The organism is Pseudomonas sp. WS 5027 (assembly GCF_012985695.1).
Classification (GTDB): Bacteria; Pseudomonadota; Gammaproteobacteria; order Pseudomonadales; family Pseudomonadaceae; genus Aquipseudomonas; species Aquipseudomonas hygromyciniae.
The window spans coordinates 253,087-272,016 of record NZ_JAAQWU010000003.1 but is presented as its reverse complement, the minus strand read 5'-3'; the positions used below and the strand labels follow the sequence as shown (position 1 = coordinate 272,016).

Below are 18,930 nucleotides of genomic sequence, written 5' to 3'. Positions count from 1 at the left end.
CGCGTTAATCCATTCTCACTGGAGAAAATGATGAGCCAAGTCACCGTGCGTTCCGTGGTGTATCAGATTGATGGCCAGTCTTATGAAAGCCGCCTGGCCTTCGATTCCAGCCACAAGGGCCCGCTGCCGGGCCTGCTGATGGCGCCGAACTGGATGGGCGTCAGCGCCGGCGCCGAAGAGATCGCCAAGGCCGTAGCCGCCAAGGGCTATGTGGTGTTGATCGCCGATCTGTATGGGCAACAGGTGCGCCCGTCCAATGGCGATGAAGCCGGGGCGGCGATGATGCCATTGAAGAATGACCGTGGGTTGCTGAACAAGCGCATGCGGGCGGCCTTTGAGCAATTGCAAGGGCAGACTGAAGCCGTCGTCGATACCTCGAAGCTGGCGACCTTTGGCTTTTGCTTTGGTGGTTGCTGTTCCCTGGAATTGGCGCGTACCGGTGCGCAGTTGAAGGCGGCGGTGTCGTTCCATGGCACCCTGGATACGCCAAACCCGGCGGATGCGAAGAACATCAAGGGTTCGGTATTGGTGCTGCATGGCGCTTCTGACCCGTTGGTGCCCAAGGAGCAGCTACCTGCCTTTGAAGATGAAATGAACGCAGCCGGTGTGGACTGGCAATTGCTGAGCTACGGCGGCGCGGTGCATTCCTTCACCGATCCCCATGCCAATGTGCCGGGCAAGATGATGTACGACGCCAAGACGGCTGGGCGGGCGTTCCAGGCGATGCATAATTTGTTGGATGAAGTGTTCGGGGGCTGAGTCTTCAGCGCCTGTTCGGGCCTTATCGCGGGCAAGCCCGCTCCCACATTTAAATCAATATGTGGGAGCGGGCTTGCCCGCGATAGCTATCTCAAAGGCAACTCGATTCTCCCGCTTTCCCCCGGCACCGTCGGCCAATCCCCAGCCGCCCAGCGCTGACGCGCCTGTTCGATCAACGCCGGATCACTGGCGACAAAATTCCAGTTGATCCGCCGTGGCCCATCCAGTGGCGCGCCGCCGAAGACCACCAGATGGCAGTCGGTTTCGGCAAACAACGTCATGCTCTGGCCTGCCGGCAACACCACCAGGCTATGGGCCTGCACCGGTTCGCCGTCCAACTGCGCATCACCGTCGAGCACGTACACCGCCCGTTCCTCATGTTCATCAGGAATCAGCAAGGTAGTGGCGGTTTGCATATGAACCTCGGCATACAACGTCGGCGACAGCACGGGCACCGGTGATTCCAGGCAGAAGCCACTGCCGGCGATCAAGCGGATCGTCACGCCAAGGTTGTCACTGACCGGCAGGCTGATGGCGGGGTGATGGCTGTAATGCCCCGGTCCCTTCTCATGGGTCTTGGGCGATGCCAGCCACACCTGCAGGCCATGCAGGTTGAAACCCTTGGCCTTGAGCGCGTCGGGCGTGCGTTCGACGTGGGCGATGGCGCTGCCAGCAGTCATCCAACTGACATCGCCGGCCTGCACCACTTGATCGGAGCCGAGGCTGTCCCTGTGCAGCAGTTCGCCTTCAAACAGGTAGGTGAGGGTAGATAAACCGATATGCGGATGCTGGCGGATATTCATGCCGCTGCCGGGCGCGTAGCGGGTCTGGAGCATATGGTCGAAAAACACGAAGGGCCCAACGCTGCGGCATTCTCGCGAGGGCAGCGGGCGCAGGATTGGTTGGCCTTCTACATCTTCTGGGCGCGGGCGAATCACGGTCACGGTGGTCATGGAGCATCCCTGTCTGAGCGGGTTTGTAGGGCTTGAGCATAACCCGCCAGACAGGAAGCAGGTGTTATTGGCTGAACGCGCCTTCGGCGAGCTTGGTATCGATGCTGATCTCGGCGGTGGTCATCAGTTTATGCACCGGGCACTTGTCGGCCACGCGATGCAGTTCGTCACGCTGTTCATCGGTGAGCACGCCCTTGAGGGTCAGCTTGACGTTGAGTTTGTATTTGCCCTTTTGCTCCTCGCTGCTGTCATGGGTGACTTCCACGGTCACGCCAGTCAGGGGGATGTCTTTTTTCTGCGCATACAGCTTGACGGTCAGGGCTTTGCACGAGGCCAGCGCGGCGTCGAAGTAATCGTGAGGCGAGGGCGCCGAGTCGTCGCCACCCAGGCTCTTGGGCAGGTCGGTAAACAGCTCGTGGTTATTGATGTTGACGCTATGGCGAAAATTCTCGGTGTTCAGCGTATTGACGATAACGGGCATGGTGAACCTCACTAGGTGGCAGGATGAACGTCATGCAGTTATAGAGCATGCTGGCATCTGAGTGTTCCGCGTTTTTTTGCCGGATGAACCCCAGCAAGCTACCGGCGGTCTACCCCACTTAACCTAGATTGAGGTTTTACCGTGCCCTGGACCCGCCTGACCCTTGCCCTGTTGCTGAGCGCCAGCAGCGTCGCCGTGCACGCCCGCGACTATGCCTACAGCGACGCGCACCTGCATTACGTCGACTTCTTCCAGGAGACGGCCGGCATGGACAAATTGCTCAAGGCCATGGCTGACAATCGCATCGAACATGTGATGATTTCCGGCGTGCCTGTGGCGAAGAAATGGCATGAAGACGAGCCCAAGCGGCCGCGCTATTACGCTGGTGATGATGCCGATGCCTACTGGTACAGCGCCACCGATGTAATCGTCGCCGCTGCGGTCAACAAGCTGACCCCCGAACAGCGCCAGCATTTCCATCCATTCCTCAGCGGCTTCAACCCTAACGACAAGAACTCCGAGGCCCATATCCAGCGCATGCTCGACCTCAATCCAGGCCTGTGGCAGGGCATCGGAGAGGTCTTCACCCGCCACGATGACCTGACAGCACTGACTTCCGGAGACACGCCACGGGCCAATAACGAGGCCATGACGCGGATCTATCACCTGGCCGCCGAGAATGACCTGCCGGTGTTGGTGCATTCCAATATCACCTCCAAGCGCGAGCGCAATCCCCTGTATCTGGCAGAAATCGAAGAGCCGCTACGCAATCATCCGCATACCCGATTTATCTGGGCCCATGCCGGTACCAGCATGGAGATCCACCGGCACCAGACGCAGTTGGACTTCCTGTTGCCGACCCTGAGCCGGATGCTGGAGGCCTATCCCAACCTGTACGTCGACCTGTCCTGGAGCGTGCTCACGCCCTACTTGCTGGATGAGGCGGGAAAGCCGCGGCCTGAGTGGCTGAAGTTGGTAGAGCGCTTCCCGGAGCGTTTTATGCTGGGGTCTGATGTTGTAGGGCGGTTCAACAAGTTGGGTAAGGAGATGCGCAGCTTCAATCCCTTCCTCGATGCCTTGCCAGAAGATGTTGCGCGAAAAGTTGCGCGGGACAATTTTCTCGCGATCTTGCCCAAGGCGCGCTGATCGGGTTTGTCATCGTCCCGTCATACCGGTGTCATAAGCTCCCGCCATCTCACTCAAGGAGCCCACTATGCACCTCACCCGTTTAAGCGCCCTGACGGCATTGATGATGATCAGCAGCTTTGCCAGCGCCGAAGTCCGTATCGAAGGCCCAGTGGAATTTGGCGTGTTTGAAGGCCCCAAAGCCGAGCTGCAGTCGGGCGAGCGCGTGTTGCGCCGCAGCAACGAACAGATCCAGGCCACTACCGTGGTGCCGGCCAAGCTGGGCACCAAGTTCGGCCTGCGTTATCAGTTGCTGGGCAAGGTCGCCGAAGATACGCCGCTGACCTTGCTCTACTTCACGCCTGGCATCCGCACGGCCGATGGCCAGCGCCATGATAAATTCGAAGTGACCCAGAAACTGGTGCCCGGCGCGCCTCAGGACGTGATGGCCTACGAGTTCACCGAAAGCCACGAAGTGGTGCCGGGTGAGTGGCGATTCATGGTGTTTCAGGGCGATCGCCTGCTGACTCAGAAGAACTTTACCGTGCGCTGAACCGCCACAGCTATGGACTAGGTAGATAAAGGCGTTTTGATATCGCGTTTTCGTCTTACGCAAAAAGTCGAAGACGCCGATACCTTTCATGAGCAACTCGCTGCAGGTGGATGCAGCGCTTTTGAAAGGAATCAGCGCAATGAGTATCAGAAGTCTCAATATCGCTCCACGTGCAGGCCTGGGTTTTGGATTGTTGGCGTTGATGGTGTTTGTGCTGGGCGGGTTTGCCTTGATGCAAATGGGCAATATGCGCGAGCAGTCGGACCAGGTGGAAACCAACTGGCTGCCCAGCGTGATGGCAGCCGGCGAAATGAATCAGGACCTGCTGCGCATACGCGCCTTGACCTTGCGCCTGCTGATCAACCGCGATCCTTCGGCGGTGACACAGAATGAGCAAAAAATCATTGATATCAAAAAGCAGCTGCACACCGCGCAGTTGTTGTATGAGGCGTTGATTGTCCTGCCCGAAGATCAGGTGCTGTTCGACCGCTTCAAGGTCGAGCAGCAACAGTATTTGCAACGCCAGGAACAGGTCATGGCGCTTTCCCGGCAGAATCAGTTGGAAGACGCGATCAAGGTGGTCAACGGCGAGATGAATCATCTGGCCGATACCTTGGCCGGCACCCTTGGCGAACTGGTCACACTCAACAAGGACAGCGCCAACCAGGCGGCAGACTTGGCCCAGCAGGTATTCAGCCAGTCGCGGATCTGGGTGATCGGCATGATCGCCGTGACCGCGCTGATTACCATCGCCCTGGCCGTTTTGTTGACCCGTAGCATTGTGTTGCCACTGGCGCAGTCTGTGAGGGTCGCCGAGGGGGTCGCCAGCGGCGACTTGACTGGCGAGATCACCGTCAACGGCAAGGATGAGCCAGCGCGCCTGCAACAGGCGCTCAAGAGCATGCAGCAAAGCTTGCGTGAGACGATCCGGCGCATTTCCGACTCTTCCAACCAACTGGCCTCGGCTTCCGAGGAGCTCAGTTGTGTCACCGAAGATGCCACCCGCGGCCTGCACCAGCAAAGCCAGGAAATCGAACAGGCCGCCACGGCGGTCAATCAGATGACCGCTGCGGTGGAGGAGGTGGCCAGTAACGCGGTGGCGACCTCACAGGCCTCGCGTGAATCCGATCGCATTGCCCAGCACGGGCGTGAGCAGGTGCATCAGACGGTGCTGTCGATTGAATCCCTGGCCGACGATGTGACCGCCAATGCCACCCAGGTCGAGGACTTGGCGCAGAAGGTGTATGGCATCAGCAAGGTATTGGATGTGATCCGCGCGATTGCCGAGCAGACCAATCTGCTGGCGCTGAATGCGGCGATCGAGGCGGCGCGCGCAGGCGAGGCCGGGCGTGGTTTTGCGGTGGTCGCCGATGAAGTGCGGGCCCTGGCCCATCGCACCCAGCAATCGACCCAGGAAATCGAGCAGATGATCGGCGGGATTCAGCAGGGCACCGATCTGGCAGTCAGTTCCATGCAGCAGAGTAATGGCCGGGCGCGTGCGACCCTGGACATTGCCAAGTCAGCGGGCACTGCGTTGGAGGAGATTGCCTCGGCGTTTACCTTGATCAACGAGCGTAACCTGGTGATTGCCAGCGCCTCGGAGCAGCAGGCGGCGGTGGCGCGGGAGGTGGATCGCAACCTGATGAATATCCGCGACCTGGCGATGCAGACGTCGGCGGGGGCGAATCAAACCAGTGCGGCGAGCCAGGAGTTGTCGCGGTTGGCGGTGGATCTGAACAGCATGGTGGCGCGGTTTTCGGTGTAGGGCTGAAGATCGCCATCGCAGGCAAGCCAGCTCCCACACTTGACCGAGTTGGAATGCGATCAGTGTGGGAGCTGGCTTGCCTGCGATGAAGGCGACACGGTCTAGCGTTAACCCCGCCCAATAAAAAACGCCCCGAACCAGTCGGGGCGTTTTCATATGCACAACCTGCGGGGTATTACTTACCCTGCCAGCGTTTCAGCACCAAGGTGGCATTGGTGCCACCAAAGCCGAAGCTGTTGCTCATGACCGTGTTGATGGTGGCATCTTCACGGGTCTTGGTCAGGATCGGCATATCAGCAACGGCTGGGTCCAGCTCTTCGATGTTGGCCGAACCCGCCATGAAGTTGCCTTCCATCATCAGCAGGCAGTAGATCGCTTCGTGAACGCCAGCGGCGCCCAGGGAGTGACCCGACAGGCTCTTGGTGGAGCTGATGGCCGGTGCCTTGTCGCCGAATACCGCACGCACGCCTTCCATTTCCTTGGAGTCGCCCACCGGAGTGGAGGTGCCATGGGTGTTCAGGTAGTCGATTGGCGTATCAACGGTGGCCATGGCCATCTGCATGCAACGGATGGCGCCTTCGCCGCTTGGCGCAACCATGTCGTAGCCGTCGGAAGTTGCGCCGTAGCCGACGATTTCCGCGTAGATCTTCGCGCCACGGGCCAGGGCGTGTTCCAGCTCCTCGACCACCACCATGCCGCCACCGCCAGCGATGACGAAACCGTCACGCTTGGCATCGTAGGCACGGGAGGCTTTTTCCGGGGTTTCGTTGTACTGGGTGGACAGTGCGCCCATGGCGTCGAACAGGAACGACTGGCTCCAATGTTCTTCTTCACCGCCACCGGCGAATACGATGTCTTGCTTGCCCAACTGGATCTGCTCGACAGCGGTACCAATGCAGTGGGCACTGGTGGCGCAGGCGGAGGAGATCGAGTAGTTCACGCCCTTGATCTGGAATGGTGTGGCCAGGCACGCGGAAACGGTGCTGCCCATGGTCCGCGTGACGCGGTACGGACCAACGCGCTTGACGCCTTTCTCGCGCAGGATGTCCAGCGCTTCCATCTGGTTCAAGGTCGACGCGCCGCCGGAGCCAGCGATCAGGCCGGTGCGCACGTTGGATACCTGGTCGTCGCTCAGGCCGGAATCGGCGATTGCGTCTTTCATGGCCAGGTAGGCATAAGCTGCGGCGTGGCCAACGAAGCGATAGATCTTGCGATCGATCAGTTCTTCGAGGGGGAGGTCGATGGAGCCGGAAACCTGGCTACGCAGACCCATTTCGGCATATTCCGGGTTGAAGCGGATGCCAGGGCGACTTGCACGCAGGTTAGCGGAGACGGTCTCTTTGTCATTGCCCAGGCACGAAACGATGCCCAGACCAGTGATAACGACGCGGCGCATGCGGATAACCCTTAAAAGTTGTCAGTGGAAGTAAACACGCCGACGCGAAGGCCTTCGGCGGTGTAGATCTCGCGACCGTCGACGCTCACCGAACCATCGGCGATGGCCAGGTTCAGCTTGCCCTTGAGGACGCGCTTGATTTGAATGTTGTAGGTGACTTTCTTGGCGGTCGGCAGGACCTGGCCAAAGAACTTCACTTCGCCCGAACCCAGGGCGCGACCGCGGCCCGGCAGGCCTTGCCAGCCGAGGAAGAAGCCGACCAGTTGCCACATGGCATCAAGGCCCAGGCAGCCCGGCATGACCGGATCGCCTTCGAAATGGCAGGCGAAGAACCACAGGTCCGGGGTGATATCCAGCTCGGCGACCAATTCACCTTTGCCGTACTTGCCACCCTCTTCGCTGATATGGGTGATGCGATCCACCATCAGCATGTTCGGGGCGGGCAGTTGCGCGTTACCTGGGCCGAACAGCTCACCGCGACTGCAGCGCAGCAGGTCTTCCCGGGTAAAGGCGTTTTGTTTGGTCATGCGAGCTCCTCAATAATCCCATGCGGCAGGGCCGGGTAAATCTTCCCGACCGACTGAAGCGTGCTTGCCTCACGTCGGCAGCCTACAGGTAGACTATTGCGTTGTAGTGAAAGTCACAGCATCAAGGACATGAATGTACACTTGTGCACTGAAATTTTAAACCGGACTCATTTATAGGCCCGCTCGGGTGCCTAAGACTGCCGCACTTTCGTCTTTCACGCCAGTCGCAGTTGGCTGATGGTGCCCATCTAATGCACCCAGCGTTGCAGGATTTGCTGCAAATCCGTGCGTTTGAACGGCTTGGCCAGGTAATCGTTCATTCCTGCGGCCAGGCATGCCTCGCGATCACCCTGTAGCGCGTTGGCTGTCAGGGCAATGATCGGCAGGTCGGCGCAGCCGGGCAACTGGCGGATCTGGCGGGTGGCTTCATAGCCGTCGATCACCGGCAGCCGGCAATCCATCAGGATCGCCGTGAAAATCAGGCTTTCAGCGCTGCGAATCGCTTCGGCGCCATCGGTGGCGATGCTCACCTCGAACCCCAGACTGCGCAGCATGGCTTCGACCACGGTGCGGTTGACCGGATTGTCCTCCACCAGCAATACATGGCGACCTTCACCGGCGCTGGCTTTGTGCTGGGTGTCCGGGGCGATCTGCGGCAGGCTCTGCTGGTAGATCGCCAGGGGGATTTCCAGGGTGAATACCGAGCCGACGCCTTCCTCGCTAAGGGCACGCAAGGTGCCGCCCATCCGCTCGGCCAAGGTGCGAGCAATCGGCAGGCCTAGACCGGTGCCGCCGTAACGCCTGGAAATAGAGCTGTCAGCTTGTTGAAAGGCGTCGAACATCAGTTCCAGGCGTTCGGCCGAGATACCAATCCCGGTGTCGCGCACCGTGCAGGTAAACCACAGCAGTTCAGGGTCCAGGGTTTGCCAGTTGGGCTCGACCGTGACCGTGCCCCGCTCGGTGAATTTCAGCGCATTGCCGATCAGATTCACCAGGATTTGGCGGATGCGTGTCGGGTCGCCCTGTACGCGCAAAGCGTCCATGCCCGGCGGGATCGACAACTCCAGGACCAGCCCGCGTTGTATGGCGCTGTGCTGGAAGGACTGGGCGCAACTGTTGATAAGGTCCACCAGGTTGAACGGAATATGCTCAAGCTCCAGGGCCGAGCGTTCGATACGCGAGAAGTCGAGGATATCGTTGATGACTTTGAGCAGGTGTTCGGTGGACTCCGAGGCCAGTGCGGCGTACTCGGTCTGCTCGTCGGTCATGGACGTGGTTTCGAGCAGTTGCAGCATGCCCAGTACGCCATTCATCGGCGTGCGCAGCTCGTGGCTCATCATCGCCAGGAAGTCGGATTTGGCGCTGTTGGCGCGCTCGGCTTCTTCCCGCGTCTGGATCAATTGGGCCATGGCCTGCTGCTGTTCGCGGCTGGCGTGATGCAGGCCTTCGGCGAGGTTGTTGATATGCCGTGACAGGTCGCCCAGCTCGGAGTCGTCGACAATCGGCAGTGGGGTCTTGTAGTCCCCCTGCTGGATCGCCTTGACCGCATGGCCCATGGCGCTGATCGGTTGCGACAGGCTGGCGGCCAGGCGCCGCGCCAGCAGGAAGGTAAAGAGCAGGGCAAACAGCGCGAGGATCGCGGCCTTGAAGAGGATTTCCTGTTGGCGCTGGCTGAAAGCGTCATTGGACATGCCGACGATCACCCGGCCCAGATAGTCGGCCCGTGGCGCCTTGGGCTGCGCGGTGTTGTCCTGGAAAAAATCGTTGCCCAGCTGGATATGCTGCAGGCGAATCGGTGCCTGGAAGATTTTCACCGACAGCGAGCGGTCGTGCTTTTCCGAGGGCTGCTCCACGTACACCAGGATGTTTTCCGCGCTGTCCTGGATCTCCAGAAAGCGCACATGGGGCGTGGCCAGAGTTGCCCGCAACAGGCTGTCGAGCACGTCGTTATTGCCCGAGATCACGCCGTACTCGGTGGCCGGGGCCAGTTGGTTGGCGATCAGTTGGCCGGTGTGGTCCAGTTCCTGGCGCAGATCCTGGATCCGCACGAAGGTAAAGAAGCTGATTAAAAGCAGGGTCAGCAACAGGGCCGGGCCCAGGGTGATGATCTGAGTACGGGTGTTGATATCCCAACGGCGACGCAAGGTCATGGGCGTTTCTCCCCTTCGGCCAATCGGGTCGCGACGGCGGTTTCGTCCACCTGTTCGATGCGCAGCGAGCGCGCCACTTGCGGGTTGCCCACGACTTTGAAGTGTTCCGGGTACAGCGAGCGCGGCCAACTAGCCGGCGGACGATCGAGCAGGCGGTCGAGCTCATTCAGCCAGTCAGCTTGGTCGCTGTAGGTACTGGCCAGGCTGCCGGCCCGCACGAAGCCGGCGTTGGGCCCGATCAGCGGCAATTGCCTGGCATAGCTGCTCAACAGCAGGTTTTTCACGGTCTTGGGGTTGTACAACTGCGGATCATCCAGCCCTAGCAACACAGCGCTGCTTTTGAACAGGCTGAGCAGCGGGCGACTGTCGTTAATGTTGTCCCAGTGCTGGGCGACGATTTCCAGACCCAGGGCCTCGGCGTGCTGGCGCAGCTCCGGCAGCAGGAATTCGCTGTCGTTGCCGTACAGCACGCCAATGCGTTGGGCCTGGGGCAGGATATTGGCGATCAGGCGCAACTGTCGGTCCACCGGTGGGTCGCTCCACAGCAGGCTGATCTTGCCGGGCACATGATTGCCCAGGCGCGCGTGGGCTTGCAGGCGGCTGATGCGCAGCACCAGCGTCGCCGGGCCCTGGGTGTCCTGCAGGCGCCAGTCGAGGCTGGGCAGGTCCAGCAGGATCAGGCGGGTGCTGTTCGGCAGTTGGCCGGGGGCGGGCATGTCTGGCAGGGCCTTGAAAGTGACGCTATCGGCGGGGCGTTGCTCGCGCAGGGCCTGGGTAAATGCCTGCACACCGGGGCCATCTTCGGCGGCGGTCAGCAGGAGATCGGCGCTCCACGCGGGCATGGCCCATGCCAGGCTGGCAAGCAGCAGGCAGCGGCGCCAGAACCGGGCGCCAAAGAGGGCGTTCATCCTTGACTGGGCAGGGTTCATGTCAGAACTCTAACTCGGCACTGAAGTAGAGCACATGGCGCTGGTCGTAGTTATTGTCGACATGGGTGGTGGGCTGCTGGTCGAGGCGTTGTTGCAGCATGCCGGCCAGCTCCAGATTGGCCTTGCCCAGGGCGATGCGTTTGGCGACCCGCATGTCGACCCGTTCAAAGCGATATTGATTGAGTGCATCGTTGCCATAATAGAACAGCGCGCTGGACCAGCCCTGTCCCCATTCACGCATCCAGCCGGCCGAACCGCTGTTGCGCGCGGTCTGTTGCCGGTCCAGCCGGTTGCTGGCGTCGGCATCCACATAAGCATAGGTCAGGCGCAGGCGGTCGGCGGTACTCAGGTGCCAGTCCAGCTGGGTCTCGGTACCGGTAAAGCGCGAGCTGTTACTGTTGCTGGCGATGTACTGGTTATTGCGCAAGGGCTCGCTGATCATGCCGGTGATTTCGTCATAGAACAGTTTGACGTCGACGTTCAGCCCGATATCGGCAAAAAAGCCGTTGTAGCCCAGCTCCCTGGAGCGCATCAGCTCCTTGTCGAGATTGCCCGGGCCACGGGTCTTGACGAAATACTGGCCGGAGTTTTGCCCATAGGTGGGGGAGCTGAGGTTGGTGACCTTATAGCTCCAGTTGACGTTGTTCTCGAACATGTCCGGCGAGCGAATGGCTTCGGAATACACCGCCCGCAGGCCGTGGCGCGGGTTGATCAGGTAGTTGACCGCGACCCTGGGCGTCAGCGAGTTGCCGCTCAGGTCGGTGTTTTCGTACATCGCCCCACCCTGCAACAGCCAGTGCTCGCTGGCGCGCCATTCCAGGTGGCCGAACAGGCGCCAGGTGGTGTCGTCCAGCCGGCCATTGAAGTAGGTGTCGGAGTCGGCGCGGTCGTAGCGGTAGTTCATGCCGCTGACCAGGCGCAGGCTGTCGGACAGGCTCAGGGTGTCCTGTATTTCCAGGTCGTAGCGGCTTTCCTTGGTGCTTTGGTCGATGTTGCCGCAGACGCTTTCCTTGCCGTTTTTATTCCACTGGTTTATCACCTCTTGGGCTAATGCTCGCTCTGCATCGGAGCCCTGGGGTGGGGGTGCGCCGTCGGGATAGTCCTTCATATGCCGCGCCAATTTTTCAGCGTAGTTGGGGTTCATTTGCCACAGTTGCGTCAACTCCGGGCTGAACGAGATCTTGGCATCACACGCCTTCCAGACCTGGCGCCGATCCCATTGCTGCGCCGAACCCTGGATATACAGGCTGTGGTCGGGGTTTAAGTCGAAATTCCAGCGCAGGGAAGCGGCGTAGTCCTTGGCGCTGACGTCGGAGTCTGTCCCGCGTTCAGTTACACCAAATATCGGTTGATAGGTATAGGGCCGCTGGTTGGTCCCTTCCTTGGCGTTGATCTGCCAGTCGATGCTTTGCTGCTGGTCGAGGGTCTGGCTGACCTTCAGGCTGAAGCGGCTCAGGCGCCGACTGTCGCGGTAATCGGCGCCCAACCGGTCGCTGTCGAAGCCGTCATCCTGTTGCCCGGACAGCGATAGCCGCAGGTTGCCGGTGTCCCAGCCCAGGCCCTGGCTGGCATACCAGTCGTTGATCCCGCGCTCGCCCCGGGTCATTTTCATCCGCGTGCCCAGGCTGTTGGCCGGTGAGCGGGTGAGGATATTGACCACCGCCATCAGCGCATTGGCCCCGTAGCTGACGGTATTGGGCCCACGGAATACTTCGATTCGCTCGATATCCTCCATGGCGACCGGAATATCGCTCCAGTCCACGGTGGCGAGGCCGGCGCGGTACACCGAGCGGCCATCGATCAGCACCTGCATGCGCCGTGCTTCGCTGGCATTGGTGCCGTGATAATTGACGGCTGCCTGGTTGCCCGAGGTGTAGCCCACCATCATCCCCGGTACCAGGCGCAACAACTCGGCGATATCCCGCGCGCCGCTGGCCTTGATCAGTTCGCTGTCGATCACCGTCATGCTGCCGGGCACGGCGGCGGCCGACTGCTTGAGTCGGGTCGCCGTGAGGACTTGGGGCAGCGGCTGGTTGTCGAGGAACAGATCGTCGGCCAGCAACGGCGTACTGACCAACAGCGCCAGCAACAGAGATGAACGAGAAGGAGGGCCCAAATACACGGAACGGCCTTGATAATTGCGGATAGCCGCCCATGTTAACTGAGGTGGGGGCTTTTGCCAGTCGGCGCTATGGCAATTACTGTGGTCTATTCGGCCATTTTCCGACAAGCGCGGGAAATTAAGGAAGGGCTGGCCGCCGTCAGGCCGGCCCGTATAATGCCGCCATCGCCACTGCTATGGATTAACGGATTGCATATGACTGAACAGCGCCCAATAGCGGTCCTGGGAGGCGGAAGTTTTGGTACCGCCGTGGCTAATCTGCTGGCCGAAAACGGCCATCAGGTGCGTCAGTGGATGCGTGATCCGGAACAGGCCGAGGCCATTCGGGTCAACCGGGAAAACCCCCGTTACCTCAAGGGCATCAAGATTCATCCGGCCGTCACGCCGGTCACGGACCTGCAGGCCACCCTGGATGACTGCGACTTGTGCTTTGTCGCGCTGCCTTCCAGCGCCCTGCGCTCGGTGCTGGCGCCCCATGCCGAACGGCTGGCGGGCAAGATGCTGGTCAGCCTGACGAAGGGCATTGAGGCTCAGACGTTCAAGCTGATGAGCGAAATCCTCGAAGAAATCGCGCCCCAGGCCCGCATCGGCGTGCTCTCCGGGCCGAACCTGGCGCGGGAAGTGGCCGAACACGCCCTGACCGCCACCGTGGTCGCCAGTGAAGACGAGGCGCTGTGCGAACAGGTACAAGCGGTGCTGCATGGCCGCACCTTCCGCGTCTACGCCAGTGCCGACCGCTTTGGCGTGGAACTGGGCGGCGCGTTGAAAAACGTCTACGCCATTATCGCCGGCATGGCGGTGGCCCTGGGCATGGGGGAAAACACCAAGAGTATGTTGATCACCCGCGCGCTGGCGGAAATGACCCGCTTTGCGGTCAACCAGGGCGCCAACCCCATGACCTTCCTTGGCCTGGCCGGGGTGGGCGACCTGATCGTCACCTGTTCGTCGCCCAAAAGCCGCAACTACCAGGTGGGCTTTGCCCTGGGCCAGGGCTTGAGCCTGGAAGATGCCGTCACCCGCCTGGGTGAAGTGGCCGAAGGGGTCAATACCCTCAAAGTGCTCAAGGCCAAGGCCCAGGAAACCGGGGTCTATATGCCGTTGGTCGCCGGCCTGCACGCGATCCTGTTCGAAGGGCGCACTTTGAACCAGGTCATCGAGTTGCTGATGCGTGCCGAACCCAAGACTGATGTCGACTTTATTTCCACCAGTGGTTTCAACTGAGGAACGCGCGATGAACGATCCCAAAGCAGCACCCAAGTATGAATCTATCGTCCTGCGCATCCTGTGGATGCTGGTGTTTGCCCTGGTCTGGCAAGTGGCGCAGTTTATCCTCGGGGCGTTGGTGGTGGTGCAGTTGATCTACCGCCTGATCTACGGCGCACCGAACCTGGGCTTGATGAACTTTGGCGACAGCCTCAGTCAGTTCCTCGCGCAGATTGGCCGTTTTGGCAGCTTCCACAGCGAGCAGAAGCCCTGGCCCTTCGCCGATTGGCCAACCCCGCGCGCGCCGGAGGGCGAGGCCGCCCACAGCGTGCCGCCAGCCCCCCACCCGGTGCGTGATGAGGAGCCCAAGCTATGAAGCTGTGGGTGTTGCGCCACGGTGAAGCCGAGTCCCATGCGCCCAGCGATGCCGAGCGCAACCTGACCGAGCGTGGTCGCGATGAGGTGCTGCGCAGCGCCGCACACCTGATCGACCAGCCCATCAGCGCGATCATCGCCAGCCCCTATGTGCGGGCGCAGCAGACCGCAGAGTTGGTGCGCACGGCGTTGGGAGTTGTGCCAGAGATCCGTACCGTGGCGTGGCTGACGCCTGACAGCAATCCCCAGCAAGTGCTGGAAAAGCTCGACACCGATGACACGGTGCTGCTGGTCAGCCATCAACCGTTGGTGGGCAACCTGATCAGCTTTCTGCAGCACGGGCACCAGCGCCAGCCGCAACCGATGCACACCGCCAGCCTGGCAGAGCTGGAAGGGGACTTTCCGCTGGCGGGGCTGATGAGCCTCAACAGCGTCAAAAACCCCTGATTTTTCAGGCACAACACAACCAACAGTGGGAGCGGGCTTGCTCGCGAATACGGTGTATCAGTCAATGAATATATTGGCTGACACTCCGCATTCGCGAGCAAGCCCGCTCCCACAGTTGGTTGTGTTGTGTCAGCAAGGAACTTGCAGTGCTCCTGTGTGCATGGAATAGTCCACCAAGCAAGTGCTTGGTTGGCTACCATCGGAACACACAGGAGCGCGTCCCATGTCTGTCGCTTTTCGTTTGCCGCTGCAGGTTTTCTTTGAACGTGAGGCGCGCCATCCGCGCCAGCGCTTCCTGGTCCAGCCCATTGGCGGTGGCGAGGTGCAGACCCTCACATGGGGCGAAGCCGGTCACCAGGCCCGTTGTGCCGCCCATTGGCTGCGCGCGCGGGAACTGCCCCAGGGTTCGCACATTGCCCTGATCTCGAAAAACTGCGCGCACTGGATCATCGCCGACCTGGCGATCTGGATGGCCGGGCATGTCTCGGTGCCGCTGTATCCCAACCTCACCGCCGACTCCGTAGCCCATGTGCTGGAGCACTCCGAGGCAGCGTTGGCGTTTATCGGCAAACTTGACGACTGGCCCGCCATGGCCCCGGGTATCAAGCCTGGGCTGGCCACCATCAGCCTGCCGCTGTGCCCCGAGGGCGAATTCGACTTCACCTGGGCCGACCTGCAAGCCTGTTCGCCGATCCAGGATGACCCTGCGCCTGCGGCGACAGACCTGGCCACCATCATCTACACCTCAGGCACCACGGGCCTGCCCAAGGGCGTGATGCACACCTTCGGCGGCCTGGCGTTTGCGGCGACCCGAGGCACCGAGTTGTTCGGCCTGGGGGAGGGCGATCGCCTGCTGTCCTACTTGCCTCTGTGCCATGTGGCCGAGCGTATGTTTGTCGAGATGGCTGCGATTTACACCGGGCAGACGGTGTTTTTCGCCGAAAGCCTCGACACCTTCCTCACCGACCTGCAACGCGCCCGGCCCACGGCCTTGTTCGGTGTGCCGCGGATCTGGACCAAATTCCAGATGGGGGTGTACGGCAAAATCCCGGAAAAACGCCTGGACCTGCTGCTGCGCCTGCCGTTTGTCGGCAAACGCGTCGGCCGCAAAGTCCTTGCCGGCCTTGGGCTGGACGCGGTACGGGTAGCCCTGTCCGGTGCCGCGCCGGTACCCGAGGCGCTCCTGCGCTGGTACCAGAGCCTGGGCCTGGATGTGCTGGAGGTGTATGGCATGACCGAAAGCTGCGGCTATTCCCATGTCTGTCGTCCCGGCCAGCAGAAAATCGGCTGGATCGGCCTGCCGTGTCCGGACGTGGAGGTGCGCATTGATCCGGCCGGTGAGGTCCAGGTGCGCAGCGGCGCGACCATGCTCGGTTACTTCAAGGACCCGCAGAAGACCGCCGAGACCCTCACAGAAGACGGCTTTCTGCGTACCGGCGACAAGGGCGAGCAGGATGCCGAAGGCCGCTTGCGCCTGACCGGGCGCCTCAAGGAAATCTTCAAGACCAGCAAGGGCAAGTACGTCGCCCCGGCACCCATCGAAAACCGCCTGGCAGAGCATGGGCGCATCGAACAGGTGTGCGTGGTTGGCGATGGCCTGAGCGCGCCGTTGGGCTTATGCGTGCTGTCTGCGGTAGGCCAGCAGGAGGCGGCCGGCGAGGCTCGGCAGTCCTTGCACGGCAGCCTGGAGCGCTTGCTGGAGGAGGTCAACCAGGTGCTGGATAAACATGAGCGCTTGCGTCAACTGGTGGTGGTGAAGGACAGTTGGGCCGTGGAAAACGGCTTTCTGACGCCGACCCTGAAGATCAAGCGCAACGTCATCGAGTCAACCTACGGCCCACAGTTCCAGGCCTGGAGCGCGCGCTCCGAGGCGGTGCTGTGGCAGGATTGAGCATTCAATAAAATCAAGAAGGACACTGCAATGAGCCTGTGGCGCACCGTTCCCGATATCGAGCAAATCAATGCCAGACAGAAAAACACCATTGGTGAAGTGCTGGATATTCGCTTCGAAAGCTTCGACGACCAGTCCCTGACCGCCAGCATGGTGGTCGACCATCGCACCCATCAACCTTATGGGCTGCTGCACGGCGGGGCCTCGGTGGTGTTGGCCGAAACGGTGGGCTCGGTGGCCAGCTACTTGTGCATTGACCCCAGCAAGTTCTATTGCGTGGGCCTGGAGATCAACGCCAACCACCTGCGCGGCCTGCGTTCCGGGCGGGTGACGGCGGTGGCTCGGGCGATCCATATCGGGCGCACCACCCATGTCTGGGACATTCGCCTGACCAGTGACGAGGGCAAGGCCAGCTGTGTGTCGCGCCTGACCATGGCCGTGGTGCCGCTGGGCGAAAACCCGCCGGCGCGATAGGCGTGGCGTGAGTGTCATCATTCCTGGCAGTTACAGTCATTGCTGTAGCGGCCAGGCGTGGGGACAATCGATTTCTGTTTTTGAAGATGGACTGGCTATGTCGCAACATGTGTTTTTCACTCACGCCAATGGCTTCCCTTCGGCGACCTACGGCAAATTGTTCGATGCCCTGGCGCCGGAGTACACGGTGGCGCACCTGTCGCAGCACGGCCACGATCCGCGGTTCCCGGTGGATGACAACTGGCAGAACCTGGTGGACGAACTGATCCATCACCTGGAGCAGCAACCGGAGCCGGTGTGGGGTGTCGGCCATTCACTGGGCGGCGTGTTGCATTTGCACGCGGCCCTGCGCTGCCCGCAGTTGTATCGCGGGGTGGTGATGCTCGATTCGCCGGTGCTGACCCTGGCTGACCGCTGGGTGATCCGTGCAGCCAAGCGCTTTGGCCTGATCGACCGCCTGACCCCCGCCGGTCGCACCCTGGGCCGGCGCGAAGAGTTCAGCGATCTGGATGCTGCCCGCCAGTATTTTTCCGGCAAGACACTGTTCCGCGGCTTTGACCCGGAATGCCTGGAGGCCTACCTGCAACACGGCCTGCACCAGGTCGGCGATCGCCTGCGCCTGCGGTTCGATCCGGCAACGGAAATCAGCATCTACCGGGGCGTGCCGCATACCAGCCCTGGCCAGACCCGCCAACTGAAAGTGCCACTGGCCGTGGTGCGCGGCCGGCAGAGCCGGGTGGTGATGCGCCATCACGCCAGTGGCGTCGCGCGCCTGCCCATGGGTGAGATGCTGACCATGCCTGGCGGCCACATGTTTCCCCTTGAGCGCCCGCAGGACACCGCGACCTTGATCAAGAACCTGTTCACCCGCTGGGAAGCCCGCGAGCGTGAGCGCAATTGCGCATGACCGCACCCGTCGAAGAAGTACGTCTGAGCCTGCCGCATATCGAGCTGGCGGCCCATCTTTTCGGCCCGGAAGATGGCCTGCCGGTGATCGCCCTGCATGGCTGGCTGGATAACGCCAACAGCTTCGCGCGCCTGGCGCCCAGGCTGCAGGGTTTGCGTATTGTTGCCCTGGACATGGCCGGTCACGGCCACTCGGCCCACCGCCCGGCCGGGGCAGGGTATGCCGTGTGGGATTACGTGTTTGATGTGCTGCAAGTGGCCGAGCAACTGGGCTGGAAACGTTTTGCATTACTTGGTCACTCCCTCGGTGCGATTGTCTCCACGGTGTTGGCCGGGGCGTTGCCAGAGCGTGTGACGCACTTGGGGTTGATCGACGGCGTGATCCCGCCGACCGCCACCGGCGAGAATGCCGCCGAGCGCATGGGCATGGCGTTGCAGGCGCAAATCAGCCTGCAAGACAAGCGAAAACCGGTGTACAGCACACTCGACCGTGCGGTGGAGGCGCGGATGAAAGGCGTGGTGGCCGTCAGCCGTGAAGCCGCGGAACTCCTGGCCCAGCGCGGCTTGATGCCGGTGCCGGGCGGCTACACCTGGCGCAGCGACAGTCGCTTGACCCTGGCGTCGCCGATGCGCCTGACGGAAGAGCAGGCCATGGCCTTCGTGCGTCGAGTGGCGTGTCCTACACAGTTGGTGGTGGCGCAAGAGGGCATGCTGGCCAAACATCCCGAGCTGCTTTCGCAGCTTCCTTTCACTGTAACCACCCTCGCAGGCGGCCATCATTTGCACCTGAACGACGAGTCGGGGGCGGCTCTTGTTGCAGACTGTTTCAATCGGTTCTTCACCGCGCCTTGACTTGGCGGGGGCAACTGTCGAG

General features: G+C 61.3%; 18 protein-coding genes. 11 read left to right on the top strand and 7 right to left on the bottom strand.

Annotation, left to right across the window (positions count from 1 at the left end):
• The first annotated feature begins 30 nt into the window (after positions 1-30).
• On the top strand, positions 31-759 hold the full coding sequence (locus tag HBO09_RS06280; protein WP_169994325.1) for a dienelactone hydrolase family protein: 729 nt from the start codon (positions 31-33) through the stop codon (positions 757-759).
• Positions 760-845: 86 nt separating this feature from the next.
• On the opposite strand, the gene HBO09_RS06275 is transcribed toward HBO09_RS06280, so the two are convergent.
• Together HBO09_RS06275 and HBO09_RS06270 are read right to left on the bottom strand one after the other, a co-directional pair.
• Complete coding sequence (locus HBO09_RS06275) at positions 846-1,712, bottom strand: pirin family protein (protein WP_169994323.1); 867 nt, start codon at positions 1,710-1,712, stop codon at positions 846-848.
• Between the two features lie 64 nt (positions 1,713-1,776).
• Entirely contained in the window at positions 1,777-2,193 is a 417-nt protein-coding gene (locus tag HBO09_RS06270; protein WP_169994321.1) for an OsmC family protein, read from the bottom strand.
• 141 nt (positions 2,194-2,334) lie between these two features.
• Between HBO09_RS06270 and HBO09_RS06265 the strand changes: the two genes are divergently transcribed.
• The 3 genes from HBO09_RS06265 (at position 2,335) to HBO09_RS06255 (ending at position 5,636) form a co-directional block, all read left to right on the top strand.
• Positions 2,335-3,339 carry an amidohydrolase family protein gene (locus HBO09_RS06265; RefSeq protein WP_169994319.1) on the top strand — a complete coding sequence of 335 codons (1,005 nt, stop codon included), beginning with the start codon at positions 2,335-2,337 and terminating at the stop codon, positions 3,337-3,339.
• 67 nt (positions 3,340-3,406) lie between these two features.
• Positions 3,407-3,871 (top strand): DUF3859 domain-containing protein, encoded by a 465-nt coding sequence (locus HBO09_RS06260; RefSeq protein ID WP_169994317.1) that lies wholly within the window; start codon positions 3,407-3,409, stop codon positions 3,869-3,871.
• A gap of 139 nt (positions 3,872-4,010) precedes the next feature.
• Positions 4,011-5,636, top strand: coding sequence for a methyl-accepting chemotaxis protein (locus tag HBO09_RS06255; protein ID WP_169994315.1), 1,626 nt, complete (start codon positions 4,011-4,013; stop codon positions 5,634-5,636).
• Positions 5,637-5,811: 175 nt separating this feature from the next.
• Here HBO09_RS06255 and fabB read toward each other — a convergent pair whose 3' ends face one another.
• The 5 genes from fabB to HBO09_RS06230 all read right to left on the bottom strand — a co-directional run bounded on the left by fabB (position 5,812) and on the right by HBO09_RS06230 (position 12,760).
• On the bottom strand, positions 5,812-7,032 hold the full coding sequence (gene fabB / locus HBO09_RS06250; RefSeq protein ID WP_092234675.1) for a beta-ketoacyl-ACP synthase I: 1,221 nt from the start codon (positions 7,030-7,032) through the stop codon (positions 5,812-5,814).
• 11 nt (positions 7,033-7,043) lie between these two features.
• Positions 7,044-7,559: a 3-hydroxyacyl-[acyl-carrier-protein] dehydratase FabA gene (fabA, locus tag HBO09_RS06245; RefSeq protein WP_010211704.1), complete on the bottom strand. Its 516-nt coding sequence runs from the start codon at positions 7,557-7,559 to the stop codon at positions 7,044-7,046.
• A gap of 248 nt (positions 7,560-7,807) precedes the next feature.
• A complete protein-coding gene (locus tag HBO09_RS06240; RefSeq protein WP_169994312.1) occupies positions 7,808-9,709 on the bottom strand; it encodes an ATP-binding protein in 1,902 nt (633 codons plus the stop codon).
• Positions 9,706-10,638, bottom strand: a complete 933-nt coding sequence (locus HBO09_RS06235) for an ABC transporter substrate-binding protein (protein ID WP_222933914.1) — start codon at positions 10,636-10,638, stop codon at positions 9,706-9,708. Before HBO09_RS06235 ends, HBO09_RS06240 begins: the two co-directional genes overlap by 4 nt.
• A 1-nt stretch (position 10,639) precedes the next feature.
• A complete protein-coding gene (locus tag HBO09_RS06230) occupies positions 10,640-12,760 on the bottom strand; it encodes a TonB-dependent receptor (protein WP_169994310.1) in 2,121 nt (706 codons plus the stop codon).
• A gap of 195 nt (positions 12,761-12,955) precedes the next feature.
• Here HBO09_RS06230 and HBO09_RS06225 point away from each other — a divergent pair, with 195 nt between their 5' ends.
• From HBO09_RS06225 to HBO09_RS06195, 7 genes are all read left to right on the top strand, one after another.
• Positions 12,956-13,981, top strand: a complete 1,026-nt coding sequence (locus HBO09_RS06225) for an NAD(P)H-dependent glycerol-3-phosphate dehydrogenase (RefSeq protein ID WP_169890951.1) — start codon at positions 12,956-12,958, stop codon at positions 13,979-13,981.
• A 10-nt stretch (positions 13,982-13,991) separates the two neighbouring features.
• Positions 13,992-14,339, top strand: coding sequence for a DUF4389 domain-containing protein (locus tag HBO09_RS06220; RefSeq protein ID WP_029292722.1), 348 nt, complete (start codon positions 13,992-13,994; stop codon positions 14,337-14,339).
• Complete coding sequence (gene sixA / locus HBO09_RS06215; RefSeq protein WP_169994308.1) at positions 14,336-14,785, top strand: phosphohistidine phosphatase SixA; 450 nt, start codon at positions 14,336-14,338, stop codon at positions 14,783-14,785. The genes HBO09_RS06220 and sixA overlap by 4 nt, the downstream gene beginning before the upstream one ends.
• Positions 14,786-15,008: 223 nt before the next feature.
• Positions 15,009-16,676, top strand: coding sequence for an AMP-binding protein (locus tag HBO09_RS06210; protein WP_169994306.1), 1,668 nt, complete (start codon positions 15,009-15,011; stop codon positions 16,674-16,676).
• Between the two features lie 30 nt (positions 16,677-16,706).
• Entirely contained in the window at positions 16,707-17,150 is a 444-nt protein-coding gene (locus HBO09_RS06205; protein WP_169994304.1) for a hotdog fold thioesterase, read from the top strand.
• Positions 17,151-17,247: 97 nt separating this feature from the next.
• Positions 17,248-18,057, top strand: coding sequence for an alpha/beta hydrolase (locus tag HBO09_RS06200; RefSeq protein WP_169994302.1), 810 nt, complete (start codon positions 17,248-17,250; stop codon positions 18,055-18,057).
• Entirely contained in the window at positions 18,054-18,908 is an 855-nt protein-coding gene (locus HBO09_RS06195) for an alpha/beta fold hydrolase (protein ID WP_169994300.1), read from the top strand. Before HBO09_RS06200 ends, HBO09_RS06195 begins: the two co-directional genes overlap by 4 nt.
• Positions 18,909-18,930 lie beyond the last annotated feature (22 nt).

Excerpts from the sequence above, each read along its gene's own strand:
- HBO09_RS06260 (WP_169994317.1), top strand. The coding sequence starts at position 3,407 with ATGCACCTCACCCGTTTAAGCGCCCTGACGGCATTGATGATGATCAGC.
- HBO09_RS06280 (WP_169994325.1), top strand. The coding sequence starts at position 31 with ATGAGCCAAGTCACCGTGCGTTCCGTGGTGTATCAGATTGATGGCCAG.
- HBO09_RS06200 (WP_169994302.1), top strand. The coding sequence starts at position 17,248 with ATGTCGCAACATGTGTTTTTCACTCACGCCAATGGCTTCCCTTCGGCG.
- sixA (WP_169994308.1), top strand. The coding sequence starts at position 14,336 with ATGAAGCTGTGGGTGTTGCGCCACGGTGAAGCCGAGTCCCATGCGCCC.
- HBO09_RS06220 (WP_029292722.1), top strand. The coding sequence starts at position 13,992 with ATGAACGATCCCAAAGCAGCACCCAAGTATGAATCTATCGTCCTGCGC.
- HBO09_RS06275 (WP_169994323.1), bottom strand. The coding sequence starts at position 1,712 with ATGACCACCGTGACCGTGATTCGCCCGCGCCCAGAAGATGTAGAAGGC.
- HBO09_RS06205 (WP_169994304.1), top strand. The coding sequence starts at position 16,707 with ATGAGCCTGTGGCGCACCGTTCCCGATATCGAGCAAATCAATGCCAGA.
- HBO09_RS06195 (WP_169994300.1), top strand. The coding sequence starts at position 18,054 with ATGACCGCACCCGTCGAAGAAGTACGTCTGAGCCTGCCGCATATCGAG.
- fabB (WP_092234675.1), bottom strand. The coding sequence starts at position 7,032 with ATGCGCCGCGTCGTTATCACTGGTCTGGGCATCGTTTCGTGCCTGGGC.
- HBO09_RS06255 (WP_169994315.1), top strand. The coding sequence starts at position 4,011 with ATGAGTATCAGAAGTCTCAATATCGCTCCACGTGCAGGCCTGGGTTTT.
- HBO09_RS06235 (WP_222933914.1), bottom strand. The coding sequence starts at position 10,638 with ATGAACCCTGCCCAGTCAAGGATGAACGCCCTCTTTGGCGCCCGGTTC.
- HBO09_RS06240 (WP_169994312.1), bottom strand. The coding sequence starts at position 9,709 with ATGACCTTGCGTCGCCGTTGGGATATCAACACCCGTACTCAGATCATC.
- HBO09_RS06225 (WP_169890951.1), top strand. The coding sequence starts at position 12,956 with ATGACTGAACAGCGCCCAATAGCGGTCCTGGGAGGCGGAAGTTTTGGT.
- fabA (WP_010211704.1), bottom strand. The coding sequence starts at position 7,559 with ATGACCAAACAAAACGCCTTTACCCGGGAAGACCTGCTGCGCTGCAGT.
- HBO09_RS06270 (WP_169994321.1), bottom strand. The coding sequence starts at position 2,193 with ATGCCCGTTATCGTCAATACGCTGAACACCGAGAATTTTCGCCATAGC.
- HBO09_RS06210 (WP_169994306.1), top strand. The coding sequence starts at position 15,009 with ATGTCTGTCGCTTTTCGTTTGCCGCTGCAGGTTTTCTTTGAACGTGAG.